The organism is Filimonas lacunae, from assembly GCF_002355595.1.
Lineage (GTDB): Bacteria > Bacteroidota > Bacteroidia > Chitinophagales > Chitinophagaceae > Filimonas > Filimonas lacunae.
Genome location: NZ_AP017422.1, coordinates 728,350 through 746,444, shown reverse-complemented (window position 1 = coordinate 746,444; position 18,095 = coordinate 728,350). Strand labels below are relative to the sequence as shown.

Sequence of the window (18,095 nt, the reverse complement as noted above, 5' to 3'; positions counted from 1 at the left end):
CATTATTTTAGTAATAATGAGTTACCATCAAAACACCTTTGTAAAAAACAGCAAACATTTGCTGGTGGCCTATGCAGTGGTGCTAGCTGTAAATTTGCTTACCAATGGCTGGAACTATATTCACGGACATGGTAATTGGAAAACCAGCCTGTTGTTTGCCTTAGGCATTACTACACTGGGCTGGTTAAGCTTTACCTGGTTGCTGGATGCCCTGCTGGAAAAATGGTTTGACTGGAAAAACCACGCCACCCGAAGCTTTGTGCTGTTTATTTTATTATCGGCTTTGTATGGTGCAGTGTTAATGCTGGCATATACCCGGGTGGTGAGCATGCTGTTTCAAATACCAGTAAGCACCGGGGAATATATTATGGATATGTCGTTCTCAGTATTGATTACTGTGATCATTACTTTAATAACTACGGTGAATTATTTTTTACGTCAATGGAAAAATGGCATTACCGAGGCAGCTGCTTTAAAAACAGCCATACTGGAAAGCAAGTTTGAAACGCTGAAAAACCAGGTGAACCCCCATTTTCTTTTCAATGCATTTAACACGCTGACCTCGCTGATAAAGGAAGATAGCGATAAAGCGGTAGTGCTGGTGCACCAGCTGGCCAAAGTGTTCCGTTACTCGTTGCAAACCGCCGACAAAAACACCATTAATGCCGGCCAGGAGTTGCAGGTAACCTTATCATTTTTACAAGTAAGTCAGCAACGGTTTGTAGATAAACTTTTTTATACATCCCATTTACCGGAAGAAAAACAAGCACTACAAATTGTTTCGCATAGCCTGCTGATGCTGGTAGAAAATGCCATCAAGCATAACGAAATATCCGCCGCACGCCCCTTGCATATTCACATTTATGCCGAAGCTCATTACCTGTGTGTAGCCAACACCCTGCAAATAAAACGGGCCATCGACAGCAGCAATGGTATTGGCCTGACCAACATGCAGCAACGCTACCGGCATTTAACAGATACACCTGTGTGCATAGAAGAAACACCCCATCAATTCATTGTTAAAATACCACTACTACCCCATGAACCTGTTACTGGTAGAAGATGAAACCGCAGCTGCCAGGCAAATGCAGCAACTGGTGCAAAAGATTGCACCAGACTATACCCTGTTGGCCGTGCTGGAAAGCGTAGCGGAAACAGTAGGCTGGTTGAACACGCATACGCCACCCGACCTGGTGCTGATGGATATCCAACTGTCAGATGGTATTAGTTTTGACATTTTTAAACAGGTGGCCGTTACCGCACCGGTAATATTCACTACCGCCTACGACGAATATGCGTTACAGGCCTTTAAAGTAAACAGTATAGACTACCTGTTAAAGCCCATTGATGAAGAAGAATTGAAACAGGCTTTTCAGAAACACCGAAACAGGCACCCCGCCCCCACCCAGGTGCTGGAACAAAAAATTCACCAGTTACTGGAAACGCTGCCGGTAGCCAGCTCCTGGAAAAGAAGATTGCTGGTGAAAGTGCATGATGGCTTTGAAAGCCTGCACCTGGATGATGTTGCTTTTATACGGGCTGATGGAAAACAAATTTTTGCCCAAACCATTAACCACCTGGAATACCTGGTGGACGATTCGCTGGATGAACTGGAAAAAAGCCTGAACCCTGCCCGCTTTTACCGGCTAAACCGGCAATACATTGTTTCTATTGACAGTATTGAAAAAATAACCACCCATTTTAACGGCAAACTAAAAATTCAGCTCCGGCGTTGTAAAGACAACGACATTTTTGTTAGCCGGGAAAAAGCACCTTTTTTTAAGCAGTGGCTGAACGAATAGTTTGCTGGTTTTGGCTTAGATTATAATGTTCCTGTTCTACCACCATCTACCGGTAAATTAATACCATTGATATAAGCAGCGGCCGGCATACATAAGAAAGCTACGGCTGCTGCCAGCTCATCTGGTTGTCCTAAACGGCCGGCAGGAATAGTGGCTTCCATTTTCTTTACCACTTCCTCTACTCCGGTGCCACTGGCTTCGGCCTGTTTACCAAAAAGATAGCCCAGCCTGTCGGTGTTGGTATAACCTGGCAGTACATTGTTTACGGTAATGCCATATTGGCCTACCTCGTTGGCCAGGGTTTTAGCCCAGCTGGCTACCGCCGCCCGCACCGTGTTGGAAATGCCCAAACCATTTATAGGCTGCTTTACAGATGTAGAGGTAATATTCACAATACGGCCAAACTGTGCCTGTATCATGCCGGGAATAAGGGTTTGCGCCAGCAAATGTGCAGTAACCACCTGCGACCGGAATGCTTTTTCCAGTTCTGCCACATCGGTATCCAGTAACGGACCAGATGGCGGACCGCCTGTGTTATTGATGAGTATATGAATAGGATTGTCACTGGTTATAAAATCGGCCACTTTTTTGCTCAATTGTTCCGGCTCACTGGTATCGGCCACTATATAAGTATGTATCTGCCCCCTACGGGTATCCAGCCCGGCGGCCACCTTCTCCAGTTTGTCGGCATTGCGCGCCAACAGTACCACATTCGCTCCTAAAATAGACAGTTCCTGTGCTACTGCCGCTCCTATTCCCTGCGAAGCCCCGCACACCAGTGCTGTTTTATTATCCAGGTTAGTATTCATACTATAAAGATAACCAGCAAGTTTTTACACTGCCGCTTTGACCGGCAGGAAAATCCGGCATCATTTTTACGCGGTAGCAGCATTCTTCCCATAAACGCTCCGGAATGTTGTTTTTATGGGTTAGTTGTCGGATATTGTTAAGGCTATATATCGATTCGAAAATTGAAAGTGACGATGCGCACTTCTAAGCCCCGAAATCTTTACATTTGCCTGAATAACTTATATATAAATTATTGCCGGATAAAGGCCATGAAGAAAATAGAACTGGAAATAGTAGCCCTGTCGCACAGTATTACCCAAACTCATTCGTATGCCGTAGTGCTTGGTGAGGTAAATGGATTGCGGAGGTTACCTATAGTAATTGGTGGGTTTGAGGCCCAGGCAATAGCCGTAGCTTTGGAGCATATGCAGCCAAGCAGGCCGCTTACGCACGACCTGATGAAAAATTTCATGAATGCTTTTAACGTAGAGCTGGTTGAAATTGTGATCAATGATTTGCAGGAAGGCATCTTCTACTCCAAACTGGTTTGTGTAAGCGAACACGACACGGTAGAAATTGACAGCCGCACCAGCGATGCACTGGCATTGGCAGTACGTTTTGGATGCCCTATTTATACTTACGACCACATACTGGAAAGCGCAGGTATTTTAATGGAAGACAATGGCAAGAAAAAGAAAACGGAAGTTTCGGTAGAAGAACCTGCTGAAATTGCTGCTCCTACGCCGGGCACCCGCGAAAACCTGACCTCTCTTTCACTGGAAGAATTACAAAGTCTGCTGACAGAAGTGCTGGAGCAGGAAGATTATATACGCGCTATCGCTATCAGGGACGAGATCAATAAAAGAAGATAAGCTTTGGTACATTTTCCCAACTGTAAAATCAACCTCGGGCTTAATATCCTCCGTAAAAGAACTGACGGTTTTCATGATCTGGAAACCGTTTTTTATCCCCTGCCCTTACAGGATGCACTGGAAATTCAGCCATCACGGGCCCCAGCTTCTTCTAAAGTTACTTTTACCGCTTCGGGCCTTCCGGTAGATGGCAGCCCCGACAACAACCTTTGTGTAAAAGCTTACCACTTATTATTATCCGATTTTCCACACCTGCCTGCCGTTAACATGCACCTGCACAAAACTATTCCCATGGGGGCCGGTTTAGGTGGTGGCAGTGCCGATGGTGCTTTTGCATTACGCATGTTGAACCAACAGTTTCAACTGGGTTTATCGCAACAGCAATTAATACATTACGCTTTACAACTGGGCAGCGACTGTCCTTTCTTTATTATAAATACCCCTTGCTGGGCCGCCGGGCGCGGCGAGCAATTACAGCCGGTATCCCTTTCGCTGAAAAATTACAAGCTGGTGGTTATTAACCCCGGTATTCATGTGCATACGGGCAAGGCTTTTTCATTAATCACACCTGCTGTACCGCCTGTTTCTATACAAACCATTGTACAACAACCTGTACACACCTGGCGCAACATGCTCACCAACGATTTTGAAGCAGCCGTGTTTCAACTGCACCCTGAAATTGCGCAGATAAAAGAACAATTATACCAGGCAGGCGCTGTTTACGCCAGCATGACCGGTACCGGCAGCACAGTGTTTGGACTGTTTGAACAAACACAAGTTCCACACCTATCTATTCCCGCACATTATTTTTTCGCAGAATTACAAGAATCCTAACACACGTTTGTAATTTATTCAGTTAAAATCCCGCTTCCTTGAAATAAATTCAAGTGTTCCTGCTATTAAATAAAATTTCTCTATTGTTTATGTAAAGTTTTTCTTAACTTTAAAGCTCAGCGATTGCCGGCTGTTTTTTTCCACCTTAATATTCGATTGTAATATGCCTGTACAAAACAGACATGAAGGGTTATACGACCCATCCTTTGAACATGACGCATGTGGTATTGGTTTCGTGGCCAATATTAAAGGGAACAAATCTCACCAGATTATCTCTGATGCTCTGACTGTGCTGGAGAACATGGAGCACCGTGGCGCCTGTGGTTGTGAGAACAATACGGGTGATGGTGCCGGCATTATGATTCAGATGCCTCACGAGTTCTTTTTCGATGAATGCATTAAACTAGGCGTACACCTGCCTGCTTATGGGAAGTACGGCGTAGGCGTTATTTTCTTTCCGAAGGAAATACGGCTGCGGGAAGAATGCAGAGACATCTTTAATCGTTCTGCTGAGAAACTGGGACTGGAAATTCTCACCTACCGCAAGGTACCGGTGAACACTACTGACATTGGCGCCACCGCCCTTTCGGTAGAACCGGAAATGGAACAGGTGTTTATTGCCTGCCCCGACCATATTACCAATCCTGATGAGTTTGAGCGTAAACTGTTTGTGCTGCGCAATTATGCCAGCCATACCATTAACAACACCGTTAAAAAAGACGCTATTGGCTTTTATGTAGCTTCTTTATCGTACAAAACGGTAGTGTATAAGGGACAGCTTACCAGTGGCCAGGTAAGGCACTATTTCAACGATTTAAATAACAAACGGGTAGTAGCAGCCTTTGGCCTGGTACACAGCCGTTTTGCCACCAATACCTTCCCTAGCTGGAAACTGGCGCAACCATTCCGCTACATTGCCCATAATGGTGAAATCAACACCCTGCAAGGCAACGTAAACTGGTTAAAAACCAGTGAAAACAGCTTTACCTCTCCTTACTTTACCAAGGAAGAGCTGGACATGATACTGCCTATTGTTACCGAAGGACAAAGCGACAGCGCCTGCCTGGATAACATGATTGAGCTATTGATGTTAACCGGCCGGCCGTTAACCCATGTAATGATGATGCTGATACCCGAAGCATGGGATGGCAACGAAGACATGGACCCGGTTAAAAAGGCTTTCTACGAGTTTCACGCAGCCATGATGGAACCCTGGGACGGGCCCGCTTCTATTTCCTTTACCGATGGCAAAATGATTGGCGCTACACTGGACAGAAACGGTTTACGCCCCAGCCGCTATTGCGTTACTACAGACGACCGTGTAATTATGGCTTCTGAAACAGGTGCTTTACCGGTTGACCCTGCCATTGTAAAAGAAAAAGGTCGCCTGCAGCCAGGCAAAATGTTTGTAGTAGACATGGAGCAGGGCCGTATTATCAGCGACGACGAAATCAAACAAACCATCTGCACCAGCAAACCTTACGCTGAGTGGCTGAACAAATACAAAATACGCCTGGAAGAATTACCAGAACCACGTGTAATGTTCACCCACCTGCATACGGAGCAGATTTTCAAATACCAGAAAGCTTTTGGCTATTCTACCGAAGACCTGGATACCATTATAGCCCCCATGGCGGTGGATGGTAAAGAACCTATTGGTTCTATGGGCACCGATGCGCCACTGGCCGTATTAAGCGATCAGCCACAGCATTTGAGCCATTATTTCAAGCAATTGTTTGCACAGGTAACCAACCCTCCTATCGATCCCATCCGGGAACGTATGGTAATGTCGTTAGCTACCTTTGTAGGTAATAACGGCAACCTGCTGGTAGAAGACCCGCTTACCTGCCACTCTGTGGCTTTAAAACACCCTGTTTTAAGTAACCACGAGCTGGAGAAGCTGAGAAGTATAGATACCGGCATTTACCAGGCAAAAACTTTACAAACCTATTTCAGGGCAGACGGCAAACCAGGCTCATTAAAGGCCGGTATTGACCGCTTGTGCCGTTATGCGGTAGATGCCGTGAACGACGGTTTTGAGGTGATTATATTAAGCGACAGGGCCATTGACAGCGATCACGCCGCCATACCTACCCTGCTGGCTTGTTCATCGGTACACCACCACCTTATCCGCAAGGGCCTTCGCAGCCAGGTAGGTATAGTAGTGGAAGCCGGCGACGTATGGGAAGTGCATCACTTTGCCTGCCTGTTAGGCTTTGGCGCAACTGCCATTAACCCCTACCTAGCACTGAGCAGCATTCGCGATATGCACCTGAATGGCAAACTCAACACTACCCAGGATATAGAATACCTGAAGAAAAACTACATCAAAGCTGTTTGCGACGGCTTACTGAAAGTATTCTCCAAAATGGGTATCTCTACCCTGCAAAGCTACCAGGGCGCACAAATTTTCGAGATCATTGGCCTGAACAGAGAAGTGGTAGACAAGTGCTTTACCGGCGCTACCAGCCGTATTGAAGGCTTAGGACTGGATGAAATTGCCCGCGAAGCACTGGCTAAGCACCAGCTGGCTTTTAGCAGAAAAGATATACCGGTAGACCGTTTACCAGTAGGTGGTATTTACCAGTGGAAGCGCAAAGGCGAATTCCACCTGTTTAATCCACAAACCATTCACCTGCTGCAGCACGCTACCAAAACGAACGATTACGCCACTTTCAAGAAGTATTCTAAAGTGGTGAACGATCAAAGCGAAAAAGCAGCTACCCTGCGCAGCCTGTTCCAGTTTAAACGCACCCGCCCTTCTATTTCCATGGAAGAAGTAGAACCAGCGGAAAACATATACAAACGTTTTGCAACCGGCGCTATGAGCTTTGGCTCTATCTCGTGGGAAGCACACACCACACTGGCCATTGCCATGAACCGTTTAGGCGGTAAAAGCAACACTGGTGAAGGTGGCGAAGACGAAGTAAGATACCAGCCACTGGCTAATGGCGACAGCATGCGCAGCGCCATTAAACAAGTAGCCAGCGCCCGTTTTGGTGTAACCAGCTTATACCTGACAGAAGCGGACGAATTACAGATTAAAATGGCCCAGGGCGCTAAACCCGGCGAAGGCGGTCAGCTGCCTGGCCATAAGGTAGACGAATGGATTGGTAAAACCCGCCACAGTACGCCTGGTGTAGGTTTGATCTCCCCTCCTCCACACCACGATATTTATTCTATTGAAGATCTGGCCCAGTTAATATTCGATTTAAAGAATGCCAACCGTGCTGCACGTATTAATGTGAAGCTGGTAAGTAAGGCAGGGGTTGGCACTATTGCTGCCGGTGTTGCCAAAGCGAAAGCCGACGTAATACTGATTGCAGGCCATGATGGAGGTACCGGCGCCAGCCCTATCAGCAGTATCAAGCACGCAGGTATGCCGTGGGAATTAGGCCTGGCCGAAACCCACCAGACACTGGTAAGAAACAAACTGCGCAGCCGCGTGGTGGTGCAGGCAGATGGCCAGATGAAAACCGGCCGCGACATTGCCGTTGCCGCTTTATTAGGCGCAGAAGAATGGGGTGTTGCCACTGCTGCATTGGTGGTAGAAGGCTGTATCATGATGCGCAAGTGTCATCTGAATACCTGCCCCGTAGGTGTTGCCACACAAGACCCGGAACTGCGCAGCCGTTTTAAAGGCGATCCCGATCACGTGATCAACTTCTTTAAGTTTATCGTGCAGGAACTGCGCGAGATAATGGCAGAATTAGGCTTCAAAACCGTGAACGAAATGGTAGGCCAGGTAGAAAACCTGGAAATGCGCGACAACATTACACACTGGAAAACCAGCAAAATAAACCTGTCGCCCATCCTGTACAAAGAACCCGCCAGCGAACACACAGGCCTGTACAACCAGGAAACACAAGACCATGGTTTAGCAGACGTGCTAGACTGGAAACTGCTGGAAGCAGCTAAACCTGCGCTGGAAAAGAAACAGCCGGTGAACGCTTCTTTCAACATTCGCAACATAGACCGCACTGCAGGCACTATTTTATCCAACGAAATAACCAAGCTGTATAAAGCAGATGGTTTACCCGATAATACCATTCACTTCAATTTCACAGGTACAGCAGGTCAAAGCTTTGGCGCCTTTAACACCAAAGGGGTTACCCTGGAACTGGAAGGCGATGCCAACGACTACTTTGGTAAAGGCTTAAGCGGCGCTAAACTGGTAGTGTACCCACACAAACAAGCCAGCTTTACACCCGAAGACAATATCATCATTGGCAACGTAGCCTTCTATGGCGCTACCAGCGGCGAAGCCTATATACGCGGTAAAGCAGGGGAACGCTTTTGCGTTCGTAATTCCGGCGCTACCGTTGTTACAGAAGGTGTAGGCGACCATGGTTGCGAATACATGACAGGTGGCACCGTGGTGATCCTCGGCCCTACCGGCCGCAACTTTGGTGCAGGCATGAGCGGTGGCATAGCTTACGTTTATGATGTAACAGGCACATTTGCCTCACGCTGCAACAAAGAAATGATTGACCTGGATCCATTGAGCCATGACGATGCACTGCAACTGAAAGAGTTCATCAGCCAGCACTATGCACACACCGGTAGCACGGTAGCGCAATTTGTGTTATCTGACTTTGAAGCACAGCTGCAGCACTTTGTAAAAGTGTTTCCACGTGATTACAAAGCAGCACTGGCAAGCATGCAGGCAAAAGTGAAATCTAACAAGTAAGCAAACGATTTTGAATCTCTATTAACTGTTTATTATGGGGAAACCAACAGGTTTTTTAGAATTTACAAGAGAACTACCGGGCAAAAAAGCTCCGCAGGAGCGTGTGAAGAATTACAATGAGTTTATAGAACGCTTTAGCCCGGACAAACTGAACCAACAAAGTGCGCGCTGCATGAACTGTGGCGTTCCCTTTTGTCATAGCGGCTGCCCTTTAGGTAACGTAATACCCGAATTTAACGATGCGGTATACCGTAAAAGCTGGAAAGAAGCTTACGAAATACTCAGCAGCACCAATAACTTTCCTGAATTTACCGGCCGTATTTGTCCTGCACCATGCGAAAGCGCCTGTGTACTGGGTATCAACCAGCCACCGGTAGCTATCGAGGAAATAGAAAAGCACATTATTGAAATTGCTTTTGAAAACGGCCTGGTAAAACCACGCAAACCCAATGTGCGCACGGGTAAAAAAATTGCAGTAGTAGGTAGCGGACCATCTGGTTTGGCAGCTGCTGCCCAATTAAACTACGCAGGCCACAGTGTTACTGTGTTTGAAAGAGACAACAGGCCAGGCGGCCTGTTACGTTATGGTATACCCGACTTCAAACTGGAAAAATCAGTGATTGACAGGCGTGTTGCCCTGATGGAAGAAGAAGGTGTAACCTTCCGTTGCAACGCCAACGTGGGTGTAAACGTAAGCGTGAACGACTTGGTAAGAGAATTTCATGTGATAGTGTTGGCGGGCGGTTCTACCATTCCACGCGACTTACCTATCCCTGGCCGTCAACTGAAAGGCGTGCATTATGCCATGGAGTTTTTGAAACAACAAAACCAGCGCGTAGCCAAAGAGCCCGTTACCGGTGAAGACATTTTATCTACCGGCAAAAACGTAGTGGTAATTGGTGGTGGCGATACTGGCAGCGACTGCGTAGGAACCAGCAACAGGCACGGCGCTAAAAGCATTACCCAGTTTGAACTGATGCCTAAGCCCGCCAGCAGCCGTACCCCATTCATGCCATGGCCTACCTACCCCATGATATTGAAAACCTCTACTTCGCACGACGAAGGTTGTGAGCGTCATTGGGCTATTGCCACCAAAGAATTTTTGGGTAACGAAAAAGGAGAACTGACCGGGTTAAAGATTGTTGACCTGGAATGGAAAATAACAGAAGATGGCCGCCCTGCCCAGTTTACCGAAATAGCTGGCAGCGAAAGAACCATTCCTTGTGAAAGAGCTTACCTGGCTATGGGCTTTTTACACCCGCAACATGAAGGCATGTTAAAAGAACTGGGTGTAGAAACCGACGAAAGAGGTAATGTAAAAGCAGGCGAAAAAGCTTTCCAAAGCAATATTGCCAAAGTTTTTGCCTGCGGCGATATGCGCAGAGGGCAATCGCTGGTAGTTTGGGCCATTAGCGAAGGGCGCGAATGTGCCAGGAAAGTAGACGAATTTTTGATGGGAACTTCCTTGCTGGAAACCAAAGATGAATCGCTTTTACAAGCCGTGATTTAGTTTTTTTATTCCGATTTATAGCTGAACAACAGACCATTGCCTTTCCAGGTAATGGTCTTTTTTTATCCCCAGAATGAGGGAGATACTACCAGCCAGCCATAAATACATTAAACAAATTTAATATTAAATAAAATCCAAAGCAGGTTCCAGATTTTCTAAAAATTGAAAATTCAGAAACTATGGTTTTTTCAGGCAAATTACACCTCCAACTAATTGTGTACTAATTACATGCAGAATTATATTACACCAAATAATATATGTATAAAAACTTGCAGAATCTATAATTAATCGTACTTTTATTTAAATTAAATCACATTTTTTATTTTTTAATTTAAACCAGAACATTATGAGTAAAGTCACTATCAAACAGGTGGCACCCTTTGTACTCTTGTCGGCGATTGCACTTGGAGCCCTCACCATTCAATCCAAACCAGACACCAACGATCCCAGTACTTACAGCGCGGCTGATATTACATGGATTTTAGTATCCTCTGCCCTTGTGTTTTTAATGACTCCCGGTCTTGCCTTTTTCTACGGTGGGATGGTGGACAGAAAAAACGTGATTTCCACTATGATGAAAAGTCTGGTGGCTGCAGGTGTGGTAAGTGTATTATGGATAGTAGTAGGCTTTAGCCTTTGCTTTGGCGACTCTATCGGAGGTTTCATTGGCAATCCCACCACCTTTATGTTTTTCAAGAATGTAATGACCGGCGCTCCCCATTTACAGGATGGCGCTCCCTTAACTATCCCTTTAGGCTTATTTGCCGTTTTCCAGTTAATGTTTGCTATCATCACCCCAGGCCTGGTAGTAGGTGCCGTTGCAGAACGTATCCGTTTTACCGCCTATGTGCTGTTTGTGGCATTATTTGGCCTGCTGGTGTACGCACCACTGGCACACTGGAGCTGGCATCCCAACGGCTTCCTGGCTAAAATGGGTGTATTTGACTTTGCAGGTGGTACCGTAGTACACATTTCTGCAGGTTGTGCCGCTTTAGCAGGTGCTTTAGTATTAAAACGCAGACATACACATATTGAACACAGAGAAATTCCGCCAGCCAACGTGCCTTACGTGTTGATTGGTACCGGTTTACTGTGGTTTGGCTGGTTTGGCTTTAACGCCGGTAGCGCTTTAAGTGCTGGTCCGTTAGCCGTTTCTGCCTTCTTTACCACTAACACCGCTGCTGGTGCTGCTGGTTTATCATGGATGTTCTTTGACGTGGTACGTGGCAAAAAACCATCTGCCTTAGGCTTTTGTATCGGTGCCGTAGTAGGCCTGGTAGCTATTACGCCTGCCGCAGGTTTTGTAGCCGTGCCACAAAGTATATTCATTGGCGTAGTAGCTGCTATCATTTCAAACGTAGCGGTTTACTTCAAACAAAAATCAACTTTAGATGATGCCTTAGACGTATTCCCTTGCCACGGTATTGGCGGTATGGTGGGTATGTTAATGACAGGCATTTTCGCTTCTAAAAACGTAAACCCTGCTGGTCCGGAAGGCGGCCTTGCCTTCTTCCTGATTCAACTGAAAGCAATGTTGATAGTAGTGGCTTACAGCTTTGTAGTATCTTATGCCATCTTTAAGTTCATCGGCTTAATTCTGCCATTACGTGTAACAGCAGAAGAAGAACTGGAAGGCCTGGATGCAACTCAACACAATGAAGAATATGCCGGTAAAAACTTAACAGCTACTTTAGCGGCATCCTAATATTTTAAAGACTTTCTGATTTTATTCATAAAAGGGCGAACGGGGTGCTACCCGTATCCCGTTCGCCCTTCTGGTTTTTGATTTTTGCCTGAGGAAACATAGACAAGATTTGATTGTTCTCTTTGCCTGACGAATTTGACGACTAACTGACGACTTCTGAATCAACTGCTCTCTAGGCTGGCCATTTTATAACGTACACACAAACACACGCATTCACACTATAACTATCGGTTTTTAGACAGCTAAAAACAGAAAAGGTATTGCCTTTAGGAACGCGGGCTTCTGGAACAAGCTTTCGCGCGCCGTGTAAAGCAACACCCTTTCATTTAACACTTAAAAATCCTCACAATGTTACAAAAATTATTTGCAACAGGCGTTGCAGCATGCGCAGCCGTATGCGTAGACGCGCAAGACACCACTAAGACAGGCACTTTTACGCTATCGGGAAACGCCGACGTTTATTACAGATACAACACCTCTAAACCTCCTGTATTTGACCCTACTACATCCAACGCACCTTATTACAATAGCCCTACCAGCTTTACCCATTCTCATAACTCATTTGAGTTAGGAATGGCCAGTTTAAAAGCAGAGTACACCAAAGGCAAAGCCGGCGTAGTGGCCGACCTGGGCTTTGGCAGAAGAGCAGAAGAATTTGCTTACAATGATGCAAACACCCGTTTAGCCATTAAACAATTATATGTAACCTACGCTCCTTCGGATGCGGTGAAGTTTACTTTTGGTAGCTGGGCCACCCATGTGGGCTACGAAGTACTGGATCCCTACCTGAACAGAAACTATAGCATGAGTTACATGTTCTCTTATGGGCCCTTTTCTCACACAGGATTGAAAGCCGACATTAGCCTGGGTGGCAAAAGCGCCTTGATGTTAGGTATTGCCAACCCTACCGATGTAAGAGACGGCAGCACTTTACCTAAAAGCGTTTTGGCTCAGTTTTCTACAGGCAGCAAGGATGATAAGCTGAAACTGTATGTAAACTTTGTAGGTGGCAAACAAAACGACTTTAAGAAAGTAATACAAGGAGATGTAGTAGTCACATATGCGGCAACTTCTAAATTTAGTATAGGCTACAATGGCACCCTGCAATCGGTAAGCACAAGACCAACCACTGCTGATGACTATACCAGCGGCAAATGGTGGGGTTCGGCTTTATACCTGAACGTTGATCCTAAAGATTGGTTTGGCCTTACCGGCAGATTTGAATATATAGGAGATAAAGACAACATCATTGGCGTAAACCACGCTATTGTGCCTACTATTTCTGCCAATTTTAAAGTAGACAACCTTACCATTATACCTGAGTTTCGCTTTGATGCTACCAATAATGAAACCATATTCCAGAAAGCTTCCGGCGGTACCAGCAAGTCAACAGGCAGCTTTATACTGGCAGCCACTTATCACTTTTAATTCCGCTATCAGCCATACAAAACGAAAAAGCCCGGCTAGCCGGGCTTTTTCTATGTTGGTGTATTAAAGTAAAATTATACCGAGTTGCGACCTGCGTTGATGATGCCAAATGAGCAACGCATTACCATTTTCTCATAGTTACTTTTCACCGGAGAATCAATTAACTGCTCTTCCAGTTCGCGCACTTTGGTGATACCAAACTGCTGAATGGTTAACAGCGGCAACACAATACGCTCACGCATTTGGATAGACAACTGATCAACCGGGTAATCACCCATCAGATCTGCATTACCGGATAAACGCAACACGTACTTTTTGGTTAATTCGTATTCAGCATAGATCAGATTCCAGATTTCGCCGTACTTCGGATGCTCTGATAAGAAAGCGGTGAGCGGGAAAAATGTCTTTTTCATAGACATTTCGCAGTTGTCCATTAAGGTTTTAAACAACAGACTGCTTTTATACAGGCTGCTAACCTCGTTCCACCTGCCGGCTTCATCCATTTTCTTTAACGCCTGGCCTACCCCATAGTAACCGGTAACGTTTTGCTTTAACTGGCTCCAGGAACCTACATAAGGAATGGCCCTGAGATCGTTTAAGCTTAACTGGTTGCTGGAACCTCTTTTAGCAGGACGACTACCTATGTTGGTTTGTGAATAGAAACGTAACGGACTGGCATGGCCCAGATATTCCAGGAAGTAAGGATGATTTTTCAGCTTCACATAAGAATCAAAGCTATCTACAGCCAGTTGGTTTAACAGTGCATCTTCTTCGGCAGAAAGTGTATCTCTGCGTGGTGCAAACAACTCATTGGAAATACCGGCATTGATTAACTGCTCAATGTTAAACTGGGCAGAGTCGATAGTGCCGAAATTAGAGCTGATGGTTTGCCCTTGTATGGTTAATTGAATTTCGTTGTTGGCGATATTCTGGCCCATAGAAGCGTAGAACTTATGCGTTTTCCCCCCCCCACGGGCTGGTGGACCTCCCCTGCCATCAAAGAACACAACATCGATATCATATTCACGGGATATGCGGGTTAATTCTTCTTTCGCTTTATAAATGCTCCAGTTAGCCATCAGGTAACCGCCATCCTTAGTGCCATCAGAGAAGCCTAACATGATGGTTTGGGTGTTGCCACGGGCTTCCAGGTGTGCACGATACTCTTTGATAGCATACAGCTTCTGCATAGCAGCACCTGCATTTTGTAAATCTTCCACAGTTTCGAACAATGGAACGATATCAATGGTCAGTGCTTTTTTATCCCAGCCACTCAGCATAAACAAACCGTACACCTCCATGATGTTTACAGCGCTGGTAGTATGACTGATGATATAGCGGTGACAACCTTTTTCGCCGTTCACCTGTTGAATGCCCTTTATCGCACGTACTGTTTCAACACAGTCGCGACTTAATTCGTCATCCAGCACAGCAATATCTTCCAGCTCTTTTACGTTCATCAGCGCGGCAATTTTGCCGTCCTCATCTAGCTGCTGGTAGTTGGCTGGCAACAGTTTTGTATGAGCCAGGATGTCTTCAATCAGCTTACCATGAACACCGCTGTCCTGACGCACGTCCAGTGAAGCAAAGTGCAAACCAAACACCTGCACCTTACTAATAAGGTTTTCCAGTTTGTACAGGAACAGACCATTGTGCTGGGTAATAAGCGTTTCCCTTATTTCCAGTAATGTTTTCAACAGCTGGTTGCCACAAACATCGCAAGGATATTCTTTCACAAACAGGTTGGTATACAACTGGTTTTCGAGGTTCAGCAACGCATCACTGATACCTTTAAAGGTAAGACGGCGACGCAGCTTACGCAGCTCCAGATAGTAGCACTTCATAATGCTGCGACGCAGCGATTCGGCCACCTTTACCGTAGTATCGGAGGTTACGAAAGGGTTACCATCCCTGTCGCCACCAGGCCAGAAGCCCAGGTGAATTAACGGGTTGTTGGCATCCACCGCATCCGGGAACTGCGATTTTATTTCACTGAGTATTTTGCCGGAAGCGGGGTAGAATATGTTTTCGAGATACCATAACAGGCTTACCGCCTCATCGTATGGTTTCGGTTTTTCTCTTTTGAGGAAAGGCGTTTTGCCCAATTGTTGCAGGTATTCGTTTACCGTAGCGCTATCGGCATTAGATAAGGCTTTTGCCAGATCGCTGATAATGCCCAATACCTCGCCAGGATAAAACTGGGTAGGATGCGCAGTTAACACCATGCGAATGGAAAAACGCTTCATCTTTTCGGCCAGCGCTCCCTGCTTGCCTTTTTGTATCACTTCCGACTGCAGGTGTTTTAAACTGCCGGGACCGTTCATGTCATGGGTGTTGCAGAAAGCTGCATCTTCCAGGGCATCAAACAGCACAACCTGCCTTTCGGCATATTGTATAAATCTAAACAACAGATCCAGTAACTCCTGTTCTTTCCGATACGGGGTGTACTGCTCCATAAAAGAGGTAATGATGTCATTAGGGCTCTGTTGCTTTCTGTAGCCTTCTTCGCAATGTATCAGGAACAGCGATAACAGCACTCCCGTTTTTTCGATACGGTGAAAGGGAAGGGAGGTGAAAAGACTGTTATACAATTGGAACCTGATGGCTACCAGGTTTTTGTATTGTTGTAAAACGTTATCCATAATATACGCATTAGTAACAGCAAGAACGCCAAACTGTTACAGCGGTCTAAGGTAGTACAATTTACCTTTTATGCAGGCACCCCCCTTAAATTTGGATAATATTCAATTTCCACACCTCTATTAACAACAGCTGTTAGCACACGTAACTCTGTTTTTTAATTTGATTGGTTGCACGTAATTTCGCTCATCTTATCAATAAAATCATTTAGTGCCATGGCATACGATGTAATTGTTTTGGGCAGTGGTCCCGGAGGTTATCCCGCCGCTATCCGTGCCTCACAGCTTGGATTTAAAGTAGCTATCATTGAAAAAGAAGTGTTAGGTGGTATATGCCTTAACTGGGGTTGTATTCCTACAAAAGCGCTGCTGAAGAGCACGCAGGTGTATGAATATATGAAACACAGCACTGCCTATGGTATTAATGCAACAGGTGTGCAAGCCGATTTTGGCGCCGTTATCAAGCGTAGCCGTGGCGTTGCCGACAAAATGAATAAAGGCGTTCAGTTTCTGATGAAGAAGAACAAGATTGATGTAATCATGGGCTTCGGTAAACTGAAAGCAAAAGGCCAGATAGAAGTAACTGCTGCCGATGGTTCTAAAAGCGTGGTAGAAGGTAAATACATTGTTGTTGCTACCGGCGCCCGCGCCCGTCAGCTGCCTAACTTACCTATCGATGGTAAGAAAGTGATCGGCTACCGCGAAGCAATGGTATTGCCTGAGCAACCAAAAAGCATGATTGTGGTAGGTAGCGGCGCCATAGGCGTTGAGTTTGCTTACATTTATAATAGCCTGGGTACTAAAGTTACCATTGTTGAGTTTTTACCACGCATTGTGCCTGTTGAAGATGAAGACATTTCTAAAGAACTGGAAAAACAATACAAGAAATTAGGCATTGAAGTAATGACCAACTCTTCTGTAGAGAAAGTGGACATTGCTGGCAAAGGCGTAAAAGCGACTGTTAAAAAACAAGACGGCAGCACCGTGGTTCTGGAAGCTGACGTGGTGTTAAGCGCTGTAGGTATCGCTGCTAACATTGAAGGTATCGGACTGGAAGAGTTAGGCATCAAAACCGACAAAGGCCGTATTACCGTTGACAAAAACTACCAAACCAACGTACCAGGCATTTATGCTATTGGTGATTGCGTTCCTGGTCAGGCCCTGGCACATGTTGCTACCAAAGAAGGTATCAATGCTGCAGAAGCTATCGGTTTCATTGAAAAGAAATATGCTCACCAGCCTGAGGCTATCGACTATAACAACGTTCCTGGTTGTACTTATTGCACTCCTGAAATAGCCAGCGTTGGTTATACAGAGAAAGCTGCGAAAGAAGCTGGTTACGAAGTGAAAGTAGGTAAGTTTCCATTTATCGCTTCCGGTAAAGCTACTGCTGCCGGTGCCACTGATGGTTTTGTAAAAGTAATTTTCGACGCTAAATATGGTGAATTCCTGGGCGCGCACATGATCGGTACCAACGTAACAGAAATGATTGCGGAAGTATCAGTAGCACGTAAACTGGAAACTACCGGCCACGAAATTCTGAACGCTATTCACCCCCACCCAACTATGAGTGAAGCGGTGAAAGAAGCGGTTGCTGTAGCTTACGGCGAAGCAATTGACATCTAGAATTACTGTTCGCAATAAAGTAAAATGCCGGGGCTGAAAAGCTACCGGCATTTTTACTTTTACCTCCTTCCCCCTTCCTCCAATATGTTCCGTGCCAAAATTCAACAGTACCGCAGCCTTTAGAAAACCATTTTTCATTTTTCCATACCTCATAGCGCACATTGATAATATTAATTTAACGTTACCCCTATATTTTTAGA

Annotated in this window: 11 protein-coding genes; 9 read left to right on the top strand and 2 right to left on the bottom strand. The window is 45.7% G+C overall.

Features of this window, described 5'->3' with window-relative positions; all coding sequences use genetic code 11:
- Positions 1 to 16: 16 nt before the first annotated feature.
- Positions 17 to 1,066 carry a sensor histidine kinase gene (locus tag FLA_RS03060; protein ID WP_076382017.1) on the top strand — a complete coding sequence of 350 codons (1,050 nt, stop codon included), beginning with the start codon at positions 17 to 19 and terminating at the stop codon, positions 1,064 to 1,066.
- Positions 1,041 to 1,802 carry a LytR/AlgR family response regulator transcription factor gene (locus FLA_RS03055; RefSeq protein ID WP_076382018.1) on the top strand — a complete coding sequence of 254 codons (762 nt, stop codon included), beginning with the start codon at positions 1,041 to 1,043 and terminating at the stop codon, positions 1,800 to 1,802. The genes FLA_RS03060 and FLA_RS03055 overlap by 26 nt, the downstream gene beginning before the upstream one ends.
- 20 nt (positions 1,803 to 1,822) lie before the next feature.
- Here FLA_RS03055 and FLA_RS03050 read toward each other — a convergent pair whose 3' ends face one another.
- Entirely contained in the window at positions 1,823 to 2,611 is a 789-nt protein-coding gene (locus tag FLA_RS03050; RefSeq protein ID WP_076382019.1) for an SDR family oxidoreductase, read from the bottom strand.
- 249 nt (positions 2,612 to 2,860) lie between these two features.
- On the opposite strand from FLA_RS03050, the gene FLA_RS03045 reads away from it, so the two are divergent.
- The 6 genes from FLA_RS03045 to FLA_RS03020 all read left to right on the top strand — a co-directional run bounded on the left by FLA_RS03045 (position 2,861) and on the right by FLA_RS03020 (position 13,630).
- Complete coding sequence (locus tag FLA_RS03045; protein ID WP_076382020.1) at positions 2,861 to 3,463, top strand: bifunctional nuclease family protein; 603 nt, start codon at positions 2,861 to 2,863, stop codon at positions 3,461 to 3,463.
- Positions 3,464 to 3,466: 3 nt separating this feature from the next.
- Entirely contained in the window at positions 3,467 to 4,297 is an 831-nt protein-coding gene (ispE, locus tag FLA_RS03040) for a 4-(cytidine 5'-diphospho)-2-C-methyl-D-erythritol kinase (protein WP_076382021.1), read from the top strand.
- Between the two features lie 163 nt (positions 4,298 to 4,460).
- A complete protein-coding gene (gene gltB, locus FLA_RS03035) occupies positions 4,461 to 8,987 on the top strand; it encodes a glutamate synthase large subunit (protein WP_076382022.1) in 4,527 nt (1,508 codons plus the stop codon).
- 34 nt (positions 8,988 to 9,021) lie between these two features.
- Positions 9,022 to 10,497 (top strand): glutamate synthase subunit beta, encoded by a 1,476-nt coding sequence (locus FLA_RS03030; RefSeq protein WP_076382023.1) that lies wholly within the window; start codon positions 9,022 to 9,024, stop codon positions 10,495 to 10,497.
- A gap of 346 nt (positions 10,498 to 10,843) precedes the next feature.
- Complete coding sequence (locus FLA_RS03025) at positions 10,844 to 12,202, top strand: ammonium transporter (protein ID WP_076382024.1); 1,359 nt, start codon at positions 10,844 to 10,846, stop codon at positions 12,200 to 12,202.
- 348 nt (positions 12,203 to 12,550) lie between these two features.
- A complete protein-coding gene (locus FLA_RS03020; protein ID WP_076382025.1) occupies positions 12,551 to 13,630 on the top strand; it encodes an outer membrane beta-barrel protein in 1,080 nt (359 codons plus the stop codon).
- A gap of 74 nt (positions 13,631 to 13,704) precedes the next feature.
- Here FLA_RS03020 and FLA_RS03015 read toward each other — a convergent pair whose 3' ends face one another.
- Positions 13,705 to 16,272, bottom strand: a complete 2,568-nt coding sequence (locus FLA_RS03015) for a phosphoenolpyruvate carboxylase (RefSeq protein ID WP_076382026.1) — start codon at positions 16,270 to 16,272, stop codon at positions 13,705 to 13,707.
- Positions 16,273 to 16,485: 213 nt separating this feature from the next.
- Between FLA_RS03015 and lpdA the strand changes: the two genes are divergently transcribed.
- Positions 16,486 to 17,895 (top strand): dihydrolipoyl dehydrogenase, encoded by a 1,410-nt coding sequence (gene lpdA, locus FLA_RS03010; RefSeq protein WP_076382027.1) that lies wholly within the window; start codon positions 16,486 to 16,488, stop codon positions 17,893 to 17,895.
- Positions 17,896 to 18,095: the final 200 nt, after the last annotated feature.

Coding starts and splice junctions, on each gene's coding strand:
- lpdA (WP_076382027.1), top strand. CDS start 16,486: ATGGCATACGATGTAATTGTTTTGGGCAGTGGTCCCGGAGGTTATCCC.
- FLA_RS03060 (WP_076382017.1), top strand. CDS start 17: ATGAGTTACCATCAAAACACCTTTGTAAAAAACAGCAAACATTTGCTG.
- FLA_RS03025 (WP_076382024.1), top strand. CDS start 10,844: ATGAGTAAAGTCACTATCAAACAGGTGGCACCCTTTGTACTCTTGTCG.
- FLA_RS03045 (WP_076382020.1), top strand. CDS start 2,861: ATGAAGAAAATAGAACTGGAAATAGTAGCCCTGTCGCACAGTATTACC.
- FLA_RS03050 (WP_076382019.1), bottom strand. CDS start 2,611: ATGAATACTAACCTGGATAATAAAACAGCACTGGTGTGCGGGGCTTCG.
- gltB (WP_076382022.1), top strand. CDS start 4,461: ATGCCTGTACAAAACAGACATGAAGGGTTATACGACCCATCCTTTGAA.
- FLA_RS03055 (WP_076382018.1), top strand. CDS start 1,041: ATGAACCTGTTACTGGTAGAAGATGAAACCGCAGCTGCCAGGCAAATG.
- FLA_RS03015 (WP_076382026.1), bottom strand. CDS start 16,272: ATGGATAACGTTTTACAACAATACAAAAACCTGGTAGCCATCAGGTTC.
- FLA_RS03030 (WP_076382023.1), top strand. CDS start 9,022: ATGGGGAAACCAACAGGTTTTTTAGAATTTACAAGAGAACTACCGGGC.
- FLA_RS03020 (WP_076382025.1), top strand. CDS start 12,551: ATGTTACAAAAATTATTTGCAACAGGCGTTGCAGCATGCGCAGCCGTA.